This is a genomic window from Sphingosinicellaceae bacterium, from assembly GCA_019285715.1.
Taxonomy (GTDB): Bacteria; Pseudomonadota; Alphaproteobacteria; order Sphingomonadales; family Sphingomonadaceae; genus Glacieibacterium.
In genome coordinates this window covers 4,216,202-4,232,722 of record CP079108.1, presented here as the reverse complement: position 1 = coordinate 4,232,722, position 16,521 = coordinate 4,216,202, and the positions used below count along the sequence as shown (strand labels likewise).

The following is a 16,521-nucleotide window of genomic DNA, read 5'->3' as shown; positions in this document are numbered from 1 at the left end:
CCCACCTCCGCGCGCTATGTCCGACCTTATCACCCTGACGCTCCCCGACGGTTCCGCTCGCGAAGTCGCGCGTGGCACTACCGGCCTTCAGGTTGCGGAGAGCATCGGCCCGGGCCTCGCCAAGGCGGCGCTGGCGGCGCGCGTCGACGGCTCGCTGGTCGACCTGTCGCGGCCCATTCAAGCGGATGCGTCGCTGGCGCTGGTGACGTCGAAGGACGAGGCGGTCGCGCTCGAGCTGGCGCGGCACGACTATGCGCACGTGCTGGCGGAGGCGGTGCAGCACCTCTTCCCCGACACGCAGATCACCTTCGGCCCGTCGACGGACGATGGCTTCTACTACGACTTCGCGCCGAAGGACCGCCCGTTTACCGAGGAGGACCTGCCCGCCATCGAGGCCGAGATGCGCCGCGTCATCGGTCGCAACGCGCCGCTGATCCGCGAGGAGTGGGACCGCGACCGGCTGATCGCGCACTTCCGCGACCACAATGAGAGCTTCAAGGCAGAGTGGGCGGCGGAGCTTCCCGAGGGCGAGCCGCTGACGGTCTACAAGGCAGGAAACGAGCCTGACGCGTGGCTCGACCTGTGCCGCGGCCCGCATTTGCCTTCGACCGGCAAGCTCGACCCCAACGCTTTCAAGCTGACGCGCGTGTCCGGTGCCTATTGGCGCGGCGACCAGTCGAACGCGATGCTCAGCCGCATCTATGGCACCGGCTGGCTCAACAAGAAGCAGCTCGACGCGCATCTGGTGCGGCTCGAGGAAGCGGCGAAGCGCGACCATCGCCGCATCGGTCAGGACATGGACCTGTTCCACCTCCAGTCGGAGGCGCAAGGTTCGGTGTTCTGGCACCCCAAGGGCTTCCTCCTTTGGCGCCAGTTGGAGGCGTACATGCGCCGCCGCCTCGACGCGGCCGGCTACCGCGAGGTCAAGACGCCGCAGTTGATGGACGCGCGCCAGTGGGAGGCGTCGGGCCATTGGGGCAAGTACCGCGAGAACATGTTCGTGGTCCCCGACGAGGTCCCCAACATCGACGACGAGGGTCCGGTATTGTCAGGCGAGGGCGACCTGATGGCGCTCAAGCCGATGAACTGCCCGGCGCACGTGCTGATTTTCCGCCAGGGCATCAAGAGCTACCGCGACCTGCCGATCCGCATGGCGGAGTTCGGCTGCTGTCATCGGAACGAGCCCCACGGCGCGCTCCACGGCATCATGCGGGTCCGCCAGTTCACCCAGGACGACGCGCACATCTTCTGCCGCGAGGACCAGATCGTCGAGGAGGTGCGGCTGTTCTGCGAGCTCCTAGACGTAATCTACAAGGACCTCGGCTTCGACAGCTATGCGATCAAGCTGGCGCTGCGCCCCGAAAAGCGCTTCGGCACCGAGGAAATGTGGGACCGCGCCGAGGGCGACCTGCGCGAAGCCGTGCGGCTCGCGGGCCGCCAAGGCCCCGAGTACGGCTGGGAGGAACTGCCGGGCGAGGGCGCGTTCTACTCGCCCAAGCTCGAATTTCACCTGACCGACGCGATCGGCCGGACGTGGCAGTGCGGCACCATTCAGCTCGACTATGTGCTCCCCGAGCGCCTCGACGCGAGCTACGTGGGCGAGGACGGCGAGCGCCACCGCCCGGTCATGCTCCACCGCGCCATCCTCGGCACCTTCGAGCGCTTCATCGGCATCCTGATCGAGCACCACGCCGGGCGCTTCCCGCTGTGGCTTGCCCCGGTGCAGGCGGTGGTCGCGACGATCGTCAGCGATGCCGACGACTATGCGGCGGAGGTCACCAAGGCGCTGACGGTCGCGGGCCTGCGCGCCGACACCGATGTCCGCAACGAGAAGATCAACTACAAGGTCCGCGAGCACAGCCTCGCCAAGGTGCCCTACCTGCTCGTCGTCGGACGCCGCGAGGCCGAGGAGCGCACTGTCGCGCTGCGGCCGCTCGGTGGTGGTGACCAGATCGTGCTGCCCCTGGCGGAGGCGATCGCCAAACTGGCGGGCGAGGCCGTGCCACCCGATCTCGCGTGATGCGTTGAGGGGCCATGGCGACCACCCGCGATACCCTCGAAGCCCAGATGCGCGCCGCGGCGGCAAACAACGACTTCGAACTCGCGGCACGACTGCGGGACGAACTCAAGGCGCTGCGTGATGCGGATACGGCGCGCGAGGCGGGTGAACTTCACCGCCAGCAGCCCGGCGGCATGGGGCTCGGCACCAGCCAGCAGCGCATGACCCCGCCGCCCGGGTGGGTGCGGCCGAAGAAGCCGGACCCGATGACCAAGGGGCGCGGGCGGGGGCAGAAGTAGGTGGGGGAGAGTCCAGCATCCGCTCATCACTTTCCGCCCTGTCAATGTTGATCTAGCTCGGCCCTTGTTCCTCTCAGACCCGCCGGTTGACCCCGCCGCCGTCGAGCACCTGCCGCACCTTCAACGCCAGCGCCTGGACCGTGAACGGCTTCGGCAGGAACGCCACGTCCGCATCCAGCATGCCGTTGTGGACGACGGCGTTGCGCGTATAGCCGGTGGTGTACAGGACCTTGATGCCCTCGCGGTGGAAGCGCGCGGCGTCGGCAAGCTCGCGCCCGTTCATGTTGGGCATGACGATATCGGTGAACAACAGGTCGACCCGGTCCATGGTGGCCAGCAAGGTCAGTGCCTCGCGCCCGTCGCCGGCGTGGACGACCTGGTAGCCGAGGTCGCGCAGCGCATCGACCGTCACCAGCCGGACGCGCTCCTCGTCCTCGACCACGACGATGATCTCGCCGTCGACGGCGACCGGCATCGCGGCGGTGGGCAGGAGCTCGCGCGGGGTCGCATCCGCTCCGGTCCAGCGCGGCATGTACAGCTTGACCGTCGTGCCCTTGCCGGCCTCCGAATAGATTTTCACGTGGCCGCCCGACTGCTTGACGAAGCCGTAGACCTGGCTGAGCCCGAGGCCGGTGCCCTTGCCGACCGACTTGGTCGTGAAGAACGGGTCGAACGCCTTCTCGATGACCTCGGCGGGCATGCCGCCGCCGGTGTCGGTGACACAGACCACGACATATTGCCCCGGCGTGACATCGGCATGGTCGCGGGCGTAGGCATCGTCGAGGTGGGTGTTGGCGGTCTCGATGGTCAGCCGGCCGCTGCCCTCCATCGCGTCGCGGGCGTTGACCGCGAGGTTGACCACCGCATTCTCGAGCTCGCCCGCGTCGGCATAAGTGCGCCACAGGCCGCCCGCCAGCACCGTCTCGATCTTGATGCCCTCGCCGAGCGTCCGCCGCAGCAGTTCCGAGATGTTGCCGACGAAGACATTGGCGTCGATCGGCTCCGGCGCCAGCGCCTGCTGGCGCGAGAAGGCGAGCAGCCGCGCGGTCAGCGCCGCGGCGCGCTTGGCGCCGTCGGTGGCGTTGTCGATGTACTTGCGGACGCGTCCGTCCGGCTCGTTCAAGCGCCGCACCGCGAGGTCGAGGCTGCCGATGATGATCGACAGCATGTTGTTGAAGTCGTGCGCGATGCCGCCGGTCAGCTGGCCGATCGACTCGAGCTTCTGCATCTGGCGGATCTGCGCCTCGGCGGCCTGCTTGGCGGCGATCTCCTGGCGCAGCGCGGTGTTCGACGCGGCGATCTCGGCGGTGCGCGCGTTGACCGCGACCTCGAGTGCGATGCGCGCCTGCACCGCCTCCGCGGCGTCCTGCGCCGCGCGCCGCGCCCGCAGCAGGGCATTGACCGCGAAGCTACCCGTCACCAGCGCGATGACGAGCAACGCCAGCCCCGAGAACGACAGCGAGCGCGACGCCGCCTTGACCTCGGCATCGGCCTCGCGGACGCGGTCGTTGCGGGCGCGCAGCAGGCCCTGCTCGGTGTCGACGATGCGGGCGACGGCCGCGCGGATCTGGTTGATATTGACCTCGCCCGCCGACGTGCTGCCGTCGTTGCCGACCGTCGCCTTCTGCCGGGTCGCGGTCGACAGATCGGCCATCCGCCTGAGCTGGGGCGCGATCAGCGCGTCGAGCGTGGTGATGCGCTGCTGCTGGTCGGGGCTGTCGGCGGTCAGCCGGCGCAACTCGCGGATCAGCCCCGGCACCTTCGCCACCGCGGCGCGGTAGGGGATCAGCAGCGCCAGGTCGCGCCCGTCGTTGATGACATAGCCGCGCCGACTGCGCTGGGCATCGAACACCGCCGATTGCAACCGCTCGGCGGTGAGCATGACCTGGTACGTGTGCAGCTGCCACGCGGCGGCGTTGTCGCGAGCGGCATTGGCGCGCAGGCTGGACTGGACCAGCCCGCCCAGCAGCAACGCGAAGCCGGCAGCAGCGACCAGCGCCAGCACCCACGATATGCGGGAGTAGGTGGCGGGGGCCTCGGCGTTCACCTCGATCAGGGGAGCCCCGTCCATAGCGCGTTGATATTGGTGGCCCGGCAGTTTGGCAACGTCGATCGGCGATTTTGACGGGGCCGCAGGAGCGCGGCAAAGACGCACGGCGGACAGCGGTTGAGGAGCACGGCATGAACGAGATCGGTAGCGACGAGGTTCTGGTCGAGATCGGCGACGGGGTCGCGGTAGTGACGCTCAACCGCCCGCAGGCGATGAACGCGCTGTCGAAATCGCTGCGCGCGAGCCTGGCCGCGACGATGCACGCGCTCGACGCCGACGACAGCGTCCGCGCCGTCGTGCTGACCGGGTCGGGCACCCGCGCCTTCACCGCCGGGCTCGACCTGAAGGAGCTCGGCAGCGACGCGGGCGCGATGGCCGACGCCACCGCCGATGCGCCCGACGCCAACCCGGTCAAGGCGATCGAACTGTGCCGCAAGCCGGTCATCGGGGCCATCAACGGCGTCGCCATCACCGGCGGCTTCGAGGTCGCGCTCGCCTGCGACGTGCTGATCGCCAGCGAGGGCGCGCGCTTCGCCGACACCCACGCCCGGGTCGGCATCATGCCGGGCTGGGGGCTGAGCCAGAAGCTCTCCCGCATCATCGGCCCGTCGCGGGCCAAGGAGCTGTCGCTGACCGGCAATTTCCTCGACGCCGCGACCGCCGAGCGCTGGGGGCTGGTCAACCGGGTGGTCCCGGCCAACGAGCTGCTCGGTGCCGCGACCGCGCTCGCCCGCGACATGGCGGGCATCGAGACCGGCTTTATCCAGGCCTACAAGAAGTTGATCGACGACGGCTATGCGACGAGCCTAGGCGAGGGGATGGCGCTCGAGCACGAGCGCGGGGCGGCCGCCAACGCCAGCGTCGGTGCCGCCGATGTCGAAGCCCGGCGCGCCGCCGTGCAGGCGCGAGGACGTGGTCAGTAAGGAAATCCGGATGATCGACTTTTATTACTGGCCGACCCCGAACGGGCACAAGATCACGCTGATGCTCGAGGAGTGCGGGTTCGAGTACCGGCTCAAGCCCGTCAACATCGGCAACAAGGAGCAGTTCGAGCCGGCCTTCCTCAAGATCAGCCCCAACAACCGCATGCCGGCGATCGTCGACCACGATCCCGGCGACGGGCAGGGGCCGCTGAGCATCTTCGAGTCGGGGGCGATCCTGCTATACCTCGCCAAGAAGGCGCACCGCTTCGCCGGCGACACGCTGCGCGAGCGCGTCGCTGTCAAGGAGTGGCTGTTCTGGCAGGTCGGCGGACTCGGGCCGATGGCGGGCCAGGCCGCGCACTTCGTCAAGTTCGCGCCCGAACGCGTCGAGTACGGCATCAAGCGCTACACCGACGAGACCAAGCGCCTGCTCGGCGTCATGGACCGGCGGCTGGCCGACCACGACTTCCTCGCCGGTGCCGACTACAGCGTCGCCGACATGGCGAGTTACCCGTGGGTGTTCGCGGCCCTGAGCAACGAGTTCGCGGCTCCCGGCGACTTCGCGCATGTCGACCGCTGGGTCGCGGCGATCAAGGCGCGGCCCGCGACCGTTGCTGCGTACGCCCGCGCCGCGGAGGTCGTGCCACCGGCCCCGTGACCGGGCCGCAGCGCTTGGCCCCGAACTCTTTCCGGTCTTGGCGGTTGTCGCCGCGAGCCGGGCACAGCATCGATGATCGACGCTGCTGGGGCCGATAGCTGAACCTGTGACCGATGTTTTCGAGACCTACCGGGACGGCGACGTCCGCGACCTGATCGCTGAATACCCGCTCGCCTGGGTATGTGCGGCAGACGGCGGCATGGCGGCGGCGAGCCTGCTGCCGCTGCTCGGCGAAGACGGCCCCGACGGCCGGGTGACCCACCTCCTCGGTCACATGGGGCGCCGCAATCCGCTGTTCGCGCAACTGACGGCCTCGCCCCGGTCGCTGATCCTGTTCCAGGGCCCGCAAGCCTACATCTCCCCCGAGCACGCCGGCCGCCGCGACTGGGCCCCGACCTGGAACTATGCCCAGCTGCGCATCGAGGCCGAGGTCGAGTTCCTGCCCGACGAGACCGCGATGTCGGTCGACGTGCTCTCGGACGCGGTGGAGCGGGGCCGCCCCGACCCCTGGCAGTCGTCCGAAATCGGCCCGCGCTACGACGGCATGCTCCGCGCGATCGTCGCGTTTCGGGCGAAGGTTACCGCGGTCCACGGCCGCTTCAAGCTGGGGCAGGACGAGGCGCGCCCGACCTTCGAGCGCATCGCCGCCAGCCACGAGGATGCGGCGCTGGTGCGCTGGATGCGGCGCTTCGAGCGCTGAGTCGTCATCCCGGGGGAAGCCGCTCAAAATCGTCATCCCGGGCTTGACCCGGGACCCAGCTAACTTCGGGGTGCGAGCGCTGGGTTAGCTGGGTCCCGGGTCAAGCCCGGGATGACGATCGGGGCCGGGACGTCCCCAAACCGTAGCGCTACAAATGCGCGTCGAAGAACGCCAGCACCCGCCGCTGCACATCCTCCTGATGCGCCGGCTCGTGAAACCAGTGCGGCTCCCTCGGATAGCGCACCATCTCGGCGTCCTTGCCGAGCAGTTTCAGACCGCGATAGAACTGCAGGCCCATGGTGGCCGGCACCCGCGTATCCTCGGCCCCGTGCAGCACCAGCACCGGCGTCGTCACCGTGTCGACGCGCCGGATCGGCGAATGCACGTCGTAGTTCGCGGCGTTGGCATCGACCTGCCCGAGATAGCCGAGCGTGAAGTCCGGCGTGTCGGTAATCCGCGCCATCGCCGACAGGTCGACCGGTGCCGCACCGACCACCGCCGCCTTGAAGCGGTCGCCGTGTGTCACCGCCCATGCGGACAGGAAGCCGCCATAGCTCCAGCCGCCGATGCCGAGCCGCGCCGGATCGGCGATCTTCTGCGCGACCAGGCTGTCGATGCCGTCGAGCACGTCCTGATAGTCCATGCCGCCCCAGTCCTTGCCGACGGCGCGCGCGAAGGCCGTGCCCTGCCCATCGGAGCCGCGCGGGTTGGGCAGCAGCACCGCATAGCCGTGGCTGGCGAGCATCTGCGCCCACTCGTGCCAACTCCCGAGCCACCCCGACCACCACGCCCACTCCGGCCCGCCGTGCAGCTGCACGACGGTCTTGATCGGGGTGCCGGCGACATATCCCGGCGGCGTCACCAGCACGCCATAGATCGTCTGGCCGTCCTTGGTGTTCTTCCACTGGATCTCGCGGACGTGCCCGAGCGACCAGTCGGCGACCTGCGGATTGATCCGGGTGACGACCTTGGGCGGCGCGCCGGCCGCGACTGTCCACACATCCGCCGGTCGGTCAGGGCTCGACAGCGCCACCGCGAAGCGCTTGCCGTCGGTGCTCGCCGACGCCTCGGCGGCCTCGCCGTCGAGCGCCGCCAGCACCGTCACGCCCGGCTTGGTGAGGGCGATGCGGACAAGCTTCGACCGGGTCCGCTCGAACGACAGCGCGGTCAGCGAGCGGCTGTCCGGGGTCCAGCGGAGATTGCTCAAAAGCCCCGGATAGGAGTCGACCGGGGCCGCGACGCGCCCCGAGACGACATCGACGACGCGCACCGCCGTCCCGATGAAGCCGGGCTGGATCTGCGCCGCGACGATCGAGCGACCGTCCGGTGACCAGCGCGGGCCTTCGCCAGCGTGCTCGACCAGCGCCGGGCCGACGCTGCCGGTGGCGAGGTCGAAGCGGACGACCCGGGAGTGGTAGAAATACTCGTTGATCCCCGTCGTGTCGGACACCCGCAGCGCGAGTTCGCGACCGTTCGGCGACCAGTCGACCGCGCTGACGTTGAGCCCGGGCGGCGACAGCTTGCGCGCGACGTGGCTGGCGAGGTCGAACACCCACAGCCGGGTGAAGGCGCGCGGCTTGTCGACCACGACGGCGTCACGCTTGGCGGTCCGGTCGGCGACCTCCGCAGGCGTTTCGGGATCGGCGCTGAGGAAGGCGACGCGGGTGCCGTCGGGCGACCAGGCGAAGCTGGCGATGTCGCCGGGCAGCGCCGTCAGCGGCTCGGCCTCGCCGCCATGCGCCGGGATCAGCCACAATTGCCGCGACGGCTCGGCCCCGGCGGCGGGTATTTCGGCGGGTGGCGGAATCGCGGCGACCGGCGCGCCCGGGGTGGTCGCGGCATCGACCCTGAAGGCATAACCCGTGTCTGCACCGCCGCTGAGCGGGTTCTTGCGGTTCGACAGGAAGGCGACCGAGCGCCCGTCCGGGGCCCAGGCCGGGCTGTCGTCGACCCCCGCACTGACGATGAAGCGGCGCGCCGGGGCGCTGCCGTCGGCGGGCACCGACCACACCGTCGCGTGCGGCGGCGAGAAGGTCGCCATCTGGTCCTGCACGGTAAACAGGATCGTACGCCCATCCGGCGCCATCGCGACCTGCCGCATGTCGCGCAGGCCCATGATGTCGGCCGGCTCGATCGGCCCGCGCGCGGTCGCGGCAGTCCCGACGAGCGCGGCGATCACCAGCGCCAGCACCCCCGTCCCGATCCGCTCCGGTGCCATCGTGCCTCCCTGCGTTGCCAGCCCGCTCACCATGCCAGTCGCCGACCGCGCCACAAGTGCCAACACCGCGAATGCACCGGGGCCAGCGCGCTTGCATCGCGACGCCGGAGTGGTAGTCTTGGCCCCGTAATGGCCCATGGAACTGGGCAGTCGAGGGGGCCAATGCTGCGACCGTGGAAGATCATGCTGGGGCCCGTCGACCCGGCCTTGCCGCGGCCGCTGTACCTCCAGATCGTCCACGCGGTCATCCACGGCATCGAGGCCGGGCGCCTGCCGCCCGGCACCTTCCTGCCGAGCAGCCGCGACCTCGCCGCGACCCTCGCGGTCAACCGCAAGACCGTCGTCGTCGCCTACGAGGACCTCGTCGCGCAGGGCTGGCTGGAGTCGCGCGGCACCCGCGGCACGATGGTCGCGGCCGAGCTGTCGCACGTCCTGCGCCCACCGCCGACGCTCGCTCCGCCGGTCAAGAACGCCCCCGCGGAGGCCGAGTACAGCTTCCGCGCGCCCCCGGAGCGGCCACTGGCGCTGTCCGGCGAGGGCGGCCTCAAGCTCGACGAGGGCGCGCCCGACGGCCGGCTGTTCCCCGCCGACGTGTTGGCCCGCGCCTACCGCTCGGCGATCCACCGCGCCTCGCGCGACAACCGCATGCAGTACCGCGACCCGCGCGGCTCGCCCCGGCTGCGCGAGGCGGTGGCGGGCATGCTCCGCAGCGAGCGCGGGCTGGCCGTCGGGCTCGACGAGATCTGCATCACCCGGGGCAGCCAGAACGGCATCTACCTCGCGGCGCGGACCCTGATCGCGCCCGGCGACACCGTGCTGGTCGAGGCCCTGACCTACGAACCCGCGGTTGCTGCATTCACCGACCTAGGCGCCAAGATCGTACCAGTTCACCTCGACGAGCAGGGCGTCGATGTCGTCGATGTCGAGCGCCAGTGCCGGCTCCACCGCGTCCGCGCGATCTTCCTGACCCCCCACCACCAGTTCCCAACCACGGTCGCGCTGCGCCCCGAGCGCCGGCTGCGGCTGTTGATGCTGGCGCGCCAGTTCGGCTTCGCAATCATCGAGGACGACTACGACCACGAGTACCACTTCGACTCGCAGCCGCTGCTGCCGATGGCGAGCTATGCGCCCGACCGGGTGATCTATGTCGGATCACTGTCGAAGCTGCTGCTACCGGCGCTCAGGATCGGCTACATCGCGGCACCACGCGCCTTCATCGACGCGGTCGCGCACGGGGTGTCGCTGACCGACGGCATGGGCAACACGCTGACCGAGGACGCTGCGGCCGAGCTGATTGTCGAGGGCGAGCTGCGCCGCCATGCGCGCCGCGTCACCCAGATCTACGCCGTCCGCCGCCACGCCTTCGACCGGCAGTTGCGCTCGACCTTCGGTGACCATGTCGACTACCGCGTCCCCGACGGCGGGCTGGCCTTCTGGCTGCGCTTTCCCGACCGCGCGTTGCTCGACCGCATCGAGGGCGGCGCGGCGGCACAGGGCCTCCGTCTCGCCGCGTCGGCCTCGTTCACTGCGACCCCCGACGCGCCGCGCGGCCTGCGCATCGGTTTCGGCAGCTTGACCGAGGCCGAGGCGGAACGTGCGCTGCGGGGGCTGGCGGCCGCCGGGGGCCTGAACCGCGAACCGGGCGTTGGCGTCGGGGCACTACAGGGAAGCGCGCACGCATGACATTGAGCCAACGGATCCTCGCGGCGCTGGCCGGCGGGCTGGTCGCCGGCGTCGTGCTCGGCAAGTTCGGCGGCACGGTGCCCGAAGCGCTGCTGCCTGTCGCCAAGACTGTCGGCGCCGCGTGGCTCGGGGGCCTGCGGATGACGATCGTGCCCTTGGTCTTCGTGCTGCTCGTCACCGGAGTCGCGTCCGCGGCCGATGCGGCGCGGGCGGGCGGCGTCGCGGGGCGGGCGCTGCTGTATTTCGCCATCGGGCTCTTCGCCTCGGCGCTGGTCAGCGGCGTGATCATCGAGGGCGCGCTGAGCGTCTGGCCGGTGCCGGCGGGCGCGCTGGCATCACTGGGCGGCGCGCCGGGGATGCCCGTCGGGAGCACCTCGATCTCTGCGGAATGGCTGCTCAGCTTCATTCCGGTCAACCCGATCAAGTCGGCAGCGGAGGGCGAGATGGTCCCGGTCGTGCTGTTCGCCCTGCTGTTCGGCTTCGCGGTGACCCGAATCGACGGCGAGTATCGCGCCAGCCTGCTCCGCACCTTCCACGGCATTTCCGCGGCGCTGCTGGTCATCGTCCACTGGGTGCTGTGGCTCGCCCCGGCGGGCGTGTTCGCGCTGGCGCTGGTCGCCGGGGCGACGGCGGGGGTCGCCGCAGCCGGCACGCTCGCCCATTATATCGCGATAATCGTCGCTTCGTGCGTGGCGGTGACTTTGCTGGTCTATCCGGTGGTTATCGTCGCCGGGCGCATCGGCATTCGGCGGTTCGCGTCGGCAGCCCTGCCGGCGCAAGCGATCGCGCTTAGCACCCAGTCGTCGATCGCCTCGCTGCCGTCGATGATCGAAGCCGTCAGTGGCCCACTGGAAGTCCCGGAACCGGTCCGCAACATGGTGCTGCCGATGGCGGTATCGGTGTTCCGGGTGACGAGCGCGGCGGCGAACATGGCGGTGGCGCTGTACGTCGCGGCGCTGCACGGCATTCCGATCGGCCCGCTGACCTTCATGGTCGGTGTCATCGTCGCGACGGTGGTCAGCCTGGCCGCGGTCGGCCTGCCGAGCCAGGTGTCGTTCTTCACCGCGATCGGCCCGGTGTGCCTGGCGATGGGCGTGCCAGTCGAGGTGCTGCCGCTGCTTCTCGCGGTCGAGACCATCCCCGACATCTTCCGCACCATCGGCAACGTGACGGCGGACATGGCGGTGACCCGGATCATCGGCGTTCGGTCGGGTAACGAGGTCCCGGCGCTAGACGCCGCGCCCGTCCAGTAGCGCCGGCCACTCCGCACCCCACGGCGCCGCCTGTTCCAGAGCTTCGGCGAGTGCCAGCAGCGTGCGGTCATGCCCAGCGCCGGCAGCGAACATAGTGCCGATCGGCAGATCGCCGCTGCGGGTCAGCGGCAGTGTGATCGCGGGCGTCCCGGCGATGTTCTGCAGTGGCGTGTAGTTGGTATAGTCCCAGAACGCCGTCCACAGCGCCTCGAAGTCGCCCGCCGGGTCGAATACGCCAAGCGGCGGCGGCGGCGTCGAGGTCACCGGCGAAAGGACGACGTCGTAGCGCTCGAAGAACCCCGCCAGCACGACCGCGCTGGCGGCAACCTGCTCGAACGCCGCGCCGGTGCTGCCGAGAGCAAGGGCGTGACGGTGCTCCGCCAGCCCCAGCGTCCACGGCTCCAGCAACGTGTCGAGCGTCCGGCCGGGGTTGCTCGCGGCGATCATGTCAGTGATCTCGCCGCCCTCGTGCAGCCAGATCGTCTTGAACGCTTCGATGATCGGCGGGCCAGCAACCGGGAGGTCGGCGATCTCGACGATGCAGCCGAGGCTCTCGCACAGTTTGGCAGCGGCGAGTGTGGCGGTCGCGACGGCCGGATCGGGTGCGCGGCCGTCGAGCCCGGTCAGGCACACCGCAATCCGCAGCGCGGCAACCGGTTTGGCCTTAGACAGCTTCGCACCCGGTGCAAGCGTCCGCTCGAAACCCCACGCGACGTCGCGCACCGAGCGCCCGATCAGGCCGTCCGAGCACAACAAGTCGTCCAGCACATGCGGGGCGCGCGCACGCAGGTTCGCGCCGCGGGTCGCCTTCAGCCCGATGGCGCCGCAGCACGCGGCGGGCACGCGGATCGACCCGGCGGCATCGCTGGCGTGGGCGAGCGGCACGATGCCCGCCGCGACCGCCGCCGCCGCGCCGGTGCTCGACCCGCCCGCCGAGTGGCCGGGAGTCCAGGGGTTTCGGACCGCGCCGGTCAGCATCGGCTCGCCACCGGTCAGCAGCCCGAACTCGGGCATCGCGCTCATGCCGACCGGGATCAGGCCGGCGACGTCGAGCGCCGCGACGAACGGCCAGACGGTGCCGCCCCGGGCCTCCACCCGCGAGCGCGAGCACGAGGTCACCGGCCAACCCGGATACTCGAGCGACGCCTTGAGCAGGTACGGCACACCCGCGAGCGGATCGTCGCCGCCACCTGCGTCTGCCCTGGCCAGCGCTTCGTCCGCAGCGACATGGGTTACCGCGTTCACCTGTCCGTCGATCAGCTCGATGCGGCGCAGCGCCGACGCCACCAGTTCGCGGCGCGACAGCGTGCCGCTCGCGACCAGTGCGGCTTGGTCGTGCGCGTCTAGCCGGCCAACACGCAGCGCTTCGGCGTCGGAGAGTCCCATGCGGGCTGCCCTGCCCGAACTACAGCGACCAGTCGACCCGGAGCCCGTAGCTGCGTGGCCGGATGATCGTGCCCAGCGGCGCGAAGGCGTCGGCGAACGGTGCACTCAGGATGCCGAACTTGTCGAAGACGTTGTTGACATAGCCAAGCACCCGGATGTGCTCGTTGACGCTGAACGAGGCGCGAAGATCGACCTGGTTGAAACCGCCGCGGGTGGCGGCGTTGTTGAACGCGGTCGGGGCCTTCGAGATGTAGCGGTGCGCGATCTCGAAGCTCGGCTGGCCCTTCGTGTCGGGCAGGTCGAAGGTCAGGTTGTTGGCGACCGACCATTTCGACGAGCCCGGCAGTGTTGTGCCGCTGGCATAGCCGCCACCGGCCGCGAACGTGTCGGGCAGGAACTTGGTCAGCTGGCCGTCCTGGTAGGTGACGTTCGAGGCGAAGGTCAGCTGGCGCGTGATCTTGGCGGCACCGGCGAACTCGACGCCGTTGATCCGCGCGCCGCCGGCGTTGGTGACGTACGAATAGTAAGACGGGGCATCGCCGAACAAGCGTGCCTGGATGTCCTTCCATTTGATGTGGAAGACCGTCGCATCGATGGTCAGGCGGCCGTCGAGCACGGTGGTCTTGATGCCGGCTTCGTAGTTGTCGACGCTGTCGCTCTTGTAGGTCTGGGGAATCGACGGCAGCAGCCCGGCATTGGGATTGATGCCGCCGACGCGGAAGCCCTGCGAATAGGTCCCGTAGGCGGTGAAGTTGCTCGACGGGCGGAACGCCAGCGTCACCTTCGGGGTGAAGCCGTCTTCCTTCTGGTCGGTGCTGCCGCTGCTGTCGGTCGGCGTGAAGCCGCCCGGATAGCCGCCGAGTGCACCCGCCTGGTTGACCACCGTCGCCTTGGCGCGGGTGTCGTAATAGCGCCCGCCGACGGTCAGCTCGAGGCTGTCGGTGAACTTGTACGAGGCTTCGCCGAAGATGCCGAAGTCCTCGTTCAGCTGGTCGGACAGATAGCCGTAGAGTCGGTCGTTCGGGGTGAGCTGGCTGCCGCTGAAGCCGCCGAACAGCCCCGGATTGGCGTCGATGAAGGCGCCCGCGCCCTGCTGGAAGATCTGGTCGTAGCTGAACTTCTTGGCGCGCAGGTAGCTGGTACCGATCAGCCACTTGAACGGCCCGTCGCCCGACGAGGTCAGCCGGGCCTCGATGGTCTTGATGTTGGCGTTGGCGTGGCCGACCGAATAGGCGGCCGCGTCGCCGGTCGTGACCCCGGTGACGTAGGCGTAGGGATAGGAGAACACCGTGGTATTCTTCTTCTCGTCGACCGAGCCGATGACGGTCAGCTTAGCGAAACCGAGCTCCTGGTCCAGGCGCAGGCTGTTGAGCCAGAAGTCGGTCTTCTGCGGTTCGGCGCGCGGCGTGCTGCGGTTGTAGGGGTCGGTGAAGTCGACGTAGGTCTGGTCGTTGAGGTGGGTGTCCTGGTAGGTCGACAGGAAGCCGATAGTGGTGTCCTCGGTCGGCGTGAACACGACCGAGCCGCGCAGCCCGCGCGTCTTGAGGTCGGCGACGCCCTTCTTGCCGGTCAGCGGGTTGTCGAGGTAGCCGGCGTCGTAGCGCTGCAGGGCCACCACCCGCGCCGCCAGCTTGTCGGCGATGATGGGCACGTTGACCATGCCCTTGACGGCATAGTCGAGGTCGCCGTTGGCGTTCTTGACCGAGCCGATCAGGCCCGAGGCGGCGGCGTCGAGCTTGGTCGGGTCGGCGACTTTGACGATGTAGTTGACAAGCCCGCCGAGCGTCGATGAACCGAACAACGTTCCCTGAGGGCCGCGCAGCACCTCGACGCGGTCGAGGTCGAAGGTGTCGACGTCGGGAATGGCGATCGGGAAGCCCGGCTCGACCAGCGGAATCTCGTTGAGGTAATAGCCGACCGTTGTCTGGCCCTGCTCGTGGTAGGTCGTCGCCGCGACGCCGCGGATGACGACCTCCGAGATGCCGGGCTGGTAGTCGTTGAAAACCACCCCCGGCAGCCGCACGATATAGTCCGACAGGCTGTTGGCGTTGGCCTTGGCGAGCTGCTCGCCGGTGACCGCGCTGATCGGCATGGCGACCTGACTCAGCCGCTCGTTGCGCTTGCTGGCCGACACGATGATGTCGGCATTGCTGCTGTCGGTGACCGCGGCAGCATCGGCGACCATCGTGTTCTGGGCCTGCGCCGCCGTCCAGCTGCCCGCCAAAGCGACCAGTGCGATCCCGCCAAGCGCGCGCCAGCGAATATTCGTCATCATCTGAAACCCCATCCGCGCCTCGGTGACGCGTCCCTTGCCGTCAGAAGGCAATCGGGGGCTGGCAACCGAAACATCCAAAATTAGGAAACTCAGGGGTCCAGTGACGCTGACGGGCGGGCTGTTGCTGCGTTGCAACCACGGATATGACGCGGGCCATGCGCAATGATCCCCGCCGCCGCGACCTCGCCAGTTATCCGTGGAGCACAGTCCTGGCGACGCGTTTCTCGGACATGGACGTCAACCGCCACCTCAACAATGTCGCGGTGGCGCAGCTGTACGAGGAGACGCGGGTGCGCTTCAACTGGGGGCTGCGCGCTGCGCACCCAGAACTCAGGCCGCATTATCTCGTCGGCCGGGTCGAGATCGACTATCTCGCCGAGGGCGGCTACCCGGCCCCGGTGACCAGCGCCTACGGCATTGCCGCCCTCGGCAACAGCAGCTTCCGGGTCGCCATGGCGTTGTTCCAGGACGGCGGCTGCATCGGGCTGTGCGACACCGTCATGGTGTATCGCGGTGACACCGGACCCGCGCCGCTTCCCGAGCCGTTGCGTGCAGTGCTTGGCGAATGGGCCCTCAAGGCCTAGATGCGCCGCGACCTTCGAGGAGATTAACGTGACCGACAACCCGACCCTGACCCTCAGCCTCGACACCGGCGACGTCGTGATCCGCCTGCGCCCCGACCTCGCGCCCGGTCATGTCGCGCGGATTTCGGAACTCGCTAGCGAGGGCTTCTACGATGGCGTCGTCTTTCACCGCGTCATCCCTGGCTTCATGGCGCAGGGCGGCGACCCGACCGGGCGCGGCTCGGGCGGCAGCAAGAAGCCCGACCTCAAGGCCGAGTTCTCCAAGGAGAAGCACGTCCGCGGCACCTGCTCGATGGCCCGCACTTCGGCCCCGAACAGCGCCAACAGCCAGTTCTTCATCTGCTTCGGCGACGCCGGCTTCCTCGACGGCCAGTACACCGTCTGGGGCCAGGTCGAGAGTGGCATGGAGCATGTCGACGCGCTGCCCAAGGGCGAGCCGCCGGCCAAGCCGGGCAAGATCGTGAAGGCGACGGTCAGCGCCTGAATCGTGAAG

General features: G+C 69.3%; 13 protein-coding genes. 9 read left to right on the top strand and 4 right to left on the bottom strand.

Annotated elements, in window-relative coordinates; all coding sequences use genetic code 11:
- Nucleotides 1-16: 16 nt before the first annotated feature.
- Both thrS and KX816_19635 read left to right on the top strand, forming a co-directional pair.
- Nucleotides 17-2,020: a threonine--tRNA ligase gene (gene thrS, locus KX816_19640; protein QXQ06343.1), complete on the top strand. Its 2,004-nt coding sequence runs from the start codon at nt 17-19 to the stop codon at nt 2,018-2,020.
- 14 nt (nt 2,021-2,034) lie between these two features.
- On the top strand, nt 2,035-2,298 hold the full coding sequence (locus tag KX816_19635) for a UvrB/UvrC motif-containing protein (protein ID QXQ06342.1): 264 nt from the start codon (nt 2,035-2,037) through the stop codon (nt 2,296-2,298).
- 73 nt (nt 2,299-2,371) lie between these two features.
- On the opposite strand, the gene KX816_19630 is transcribed toward KX816_19635, so the two are convergent.
- Nucleotides 2,372-4,369 (bottom strand): CHASE3 domain-containing protein, encoded by a 1,998-nt coding sequence (locus tag KX816_19630; protein ID QXQ06341.1) that lies wholly within the window; start codon nt 4,367-4,369, stop codon nt 2,372-2,374.
- Between the two features lie 110 nt (nt 4,370-4,479).
- Here KX816_19630 and KX816_19625 point away from each other — a divergent pair, with 110 nt between their 5' ends.
- The 3 genes from KX816_19625 to KX816_19615 all read left to right on the top strand — a co-directional run bounded on the left by KX816_19625 (nt 4,480) and on the right by KX816_19615 (nt 6,629).
- Entirely contained in the window at nt 4,480-5,271 is a 792-nt protein-coding gene (locus tag KX816_19625; GenBank protein QXQ06340.1) for an enoyl-CoA hydratase, read from the top strand.
- A 10-nt stretch (nt 5,272-5,281) separates the two neighbouring features.
- The gene (locus KX816_19620; GenBank protein ID QXQ08694.1) at nt 5,282-5,929 is read left to right on the top strand and encodes a glutathione S-transferase N-terminal domain-containing protein; all 648 of its coding nucleotides are present in this window, start codon (nt 5,282-5,284) and stop codon (nt 5,927-5,929) included.
- A gap of 106 nt (nt 5,930-6,035) precedes the next feature.
- A complete protein-coding gene (locus KX816_19615) occupies nt 6,036-6,629 on the top strand; it encodes an FMN-binding negative transcriptional regulator (protein QXQ06339.1) in 594 nt (197 codons plus the stop codon).
- A gap of 148 nt (nt 6,630-6,777) precedes the next feature.
- Here KX816_19615 and KX816_19610 read toward each other — a convergent pair whose 3' ends face one another.
- Nucleotides 6,778-8,847 (bottom strand): S9 family peptidase, encoded by a 2,070-nt coding sequence (locus KX816_19610; GenBank protein QXQ06338.1) that lies wholly within the window; start codon nt 8,845-8,847, stop codon nt 6,778-6,780.
- 162 nt (nt 8,848-9,009) lie between these two features.
- Here KX816_19610 and KX816_19605 point away from each other — a divergent pair, with 162 nt between their 5' ends.
- Nucleotides 9,010-10,530, top strand: a complete 1,521-nt coding sequence (locus KX816_19605) for a PLP-dependent aminotransferase family protein (GenBank protein ID QXQ06337.1) — start codon at nt 9,010-9,012, stop codon at nt 10,528-10,530.
- Nucleotides 10,527-11,783 (top strand): dicarboxylate/amino acid:cation symporter, encoded by a 1,257-nt coding sequence (locus KX816_19600; GenBank protein QXQ06336.1) that lies wholly within the window; start codon nt 10,527-10,529, stop codon nt 11,781-11,783. The genes KX816_19605 and KX816_19600 overlap by 4 nt, the downstream gene beginning before the upstream one ends.
- Here the strand turns inward: KX816_19600 and KX816_19595 are convergent.
- Nucleotides 11,760-13,169 carry a hypothetical protein gene (locus KX816_19595; protein QXQ06335.1) on the bottom strand — a complete coding sequence of 470 codons (1,410 nt, stop codon included), beginning with the start codon at nt 13,167-13,169 and terminating at the stop codon, nt 11,760-11,762. The two genes, KX816_19600 and KX816_19595, sit on opposite strands and share 24 nt — an antisense overlap.
- Before the next feature lie 19 nt (nt 13,170-13,188).
- The gene (locus tag KX816_19590; GenBank protein ID QXQ08693.1) at nt 13,189-15,441 is read right to left on the bottom strand and encodes a TonB-dependent receptor; all 2,253 of its coding nucleotides are present in this window, start codon (nt 15,439-15,441) and stop codon (nt 13,189-13,191) included.
- A gap of 158 nt (nt 15,442-15,599) precedes the next feature.
- Between KX816_19590 and KX816_19585 the strand changes: the two genes are divergently transcribed.
- Both KX816_19585 and KX816_19580 read left to right on the top strand, forming a co-directional pair.
- Entirely contained in the window at nt 15,600-16,028 is a 429-nt protein-coding gene (locus tag KX816_19585) for an acyl-CoA thioesterase (protein ID QXQ06334.1), read from the top strand.
- Nucleotides 16,029-16,056: 28 nt separating this feature from the next.
- Nucleotides 16,057-16,512: a peptidylprolyl isomerase gene (locus KX816_19580; protein QXQ06333.1), complete on the top strand. Its 456-nt coding sequence runs from the start codon at nt 16,057-16,059 to the stop codon at nt 16,510-16,512.
- Nucleotides 16,513-16,521 lie beyond the last annotated feature (9 nt).

Bases quoted from the DNA above. Each gene is read 5' to 3' on its own strand.
- KX816_19585 (QXQ06334.1), top strand. From the start codon at position 15,600: ATGCGCAATGATCCCCGCCGCCGCGACCTCGCCAGTTATCCGTGGAGC.
- KX816_19620 (QXQ08694.1), top strand. From the start codon at position 5,282: ATGATCGACTTTTATTACTGGCCGACCCCGAACGGGCACAAGATCACG.
- KX816_19630 (QXQ06341.1), bottom strand. From the start codon at position 4,369: ATGGACGGGGCTCCCCTGATCGAGGTGAACGCCGAGGCCCCCGCCACC.
- KX816_19625 (QXQ06340.1), top strand. From the start codon at position 4,480: ATGAACGAGATCGGTAGCGACGAGGTTCTGGTCGAGATCGGCGACGGG.
- KX816_19590 (QXQ08693.1), bottom strand. From the start codon at position 15,441: ATGACGAATATTCGCTGGCGCGCGCTTGGCGGGATCGCACTGGTCGCT.
- KX816_19635 (QXQ06342.1), top strand. From the start codon at position 2,035: ATGGCGACCACCCGCGATACCCTCGAAGCCCAGATGCGCGCCGCGGCG.
- KX816_19610 (QXQ06338.1), bottom strand. From the start codon at position 8,847: ATGGCACCGGAGCGGATCGGGACGGGGGTGCTGGCGCTGGTGATCGCC.
- KX816_19595 (QXQ06335.1), bottom strand. From the start codon at position 13,169: ATGGGACTCTCCGACGCCGAAGCGCTGCGTGTTGGCCGGCTAGACGCG.
- KX816_19600 (QXQ06336.1), top strand. From the start codon at position 10,527: ATGACATTGAGCCAACGGATCCTCGCGGCGCTGGCCGGCGGGCTGGTC.
- thrS (QXQ06343.1), top strand. From the start codon at position 17: ATGTCCGACCTTATCACCCTGACGCTCCCCGACGGTTCCGCTCGCGAA.
- KX816_19605 (QXQ06337.1), top strand. From the start codon at position 9,010: ATGCTGCGACCGTGGAAGATCATGCTGGGGCCCGTCGACCCGGCCTTG.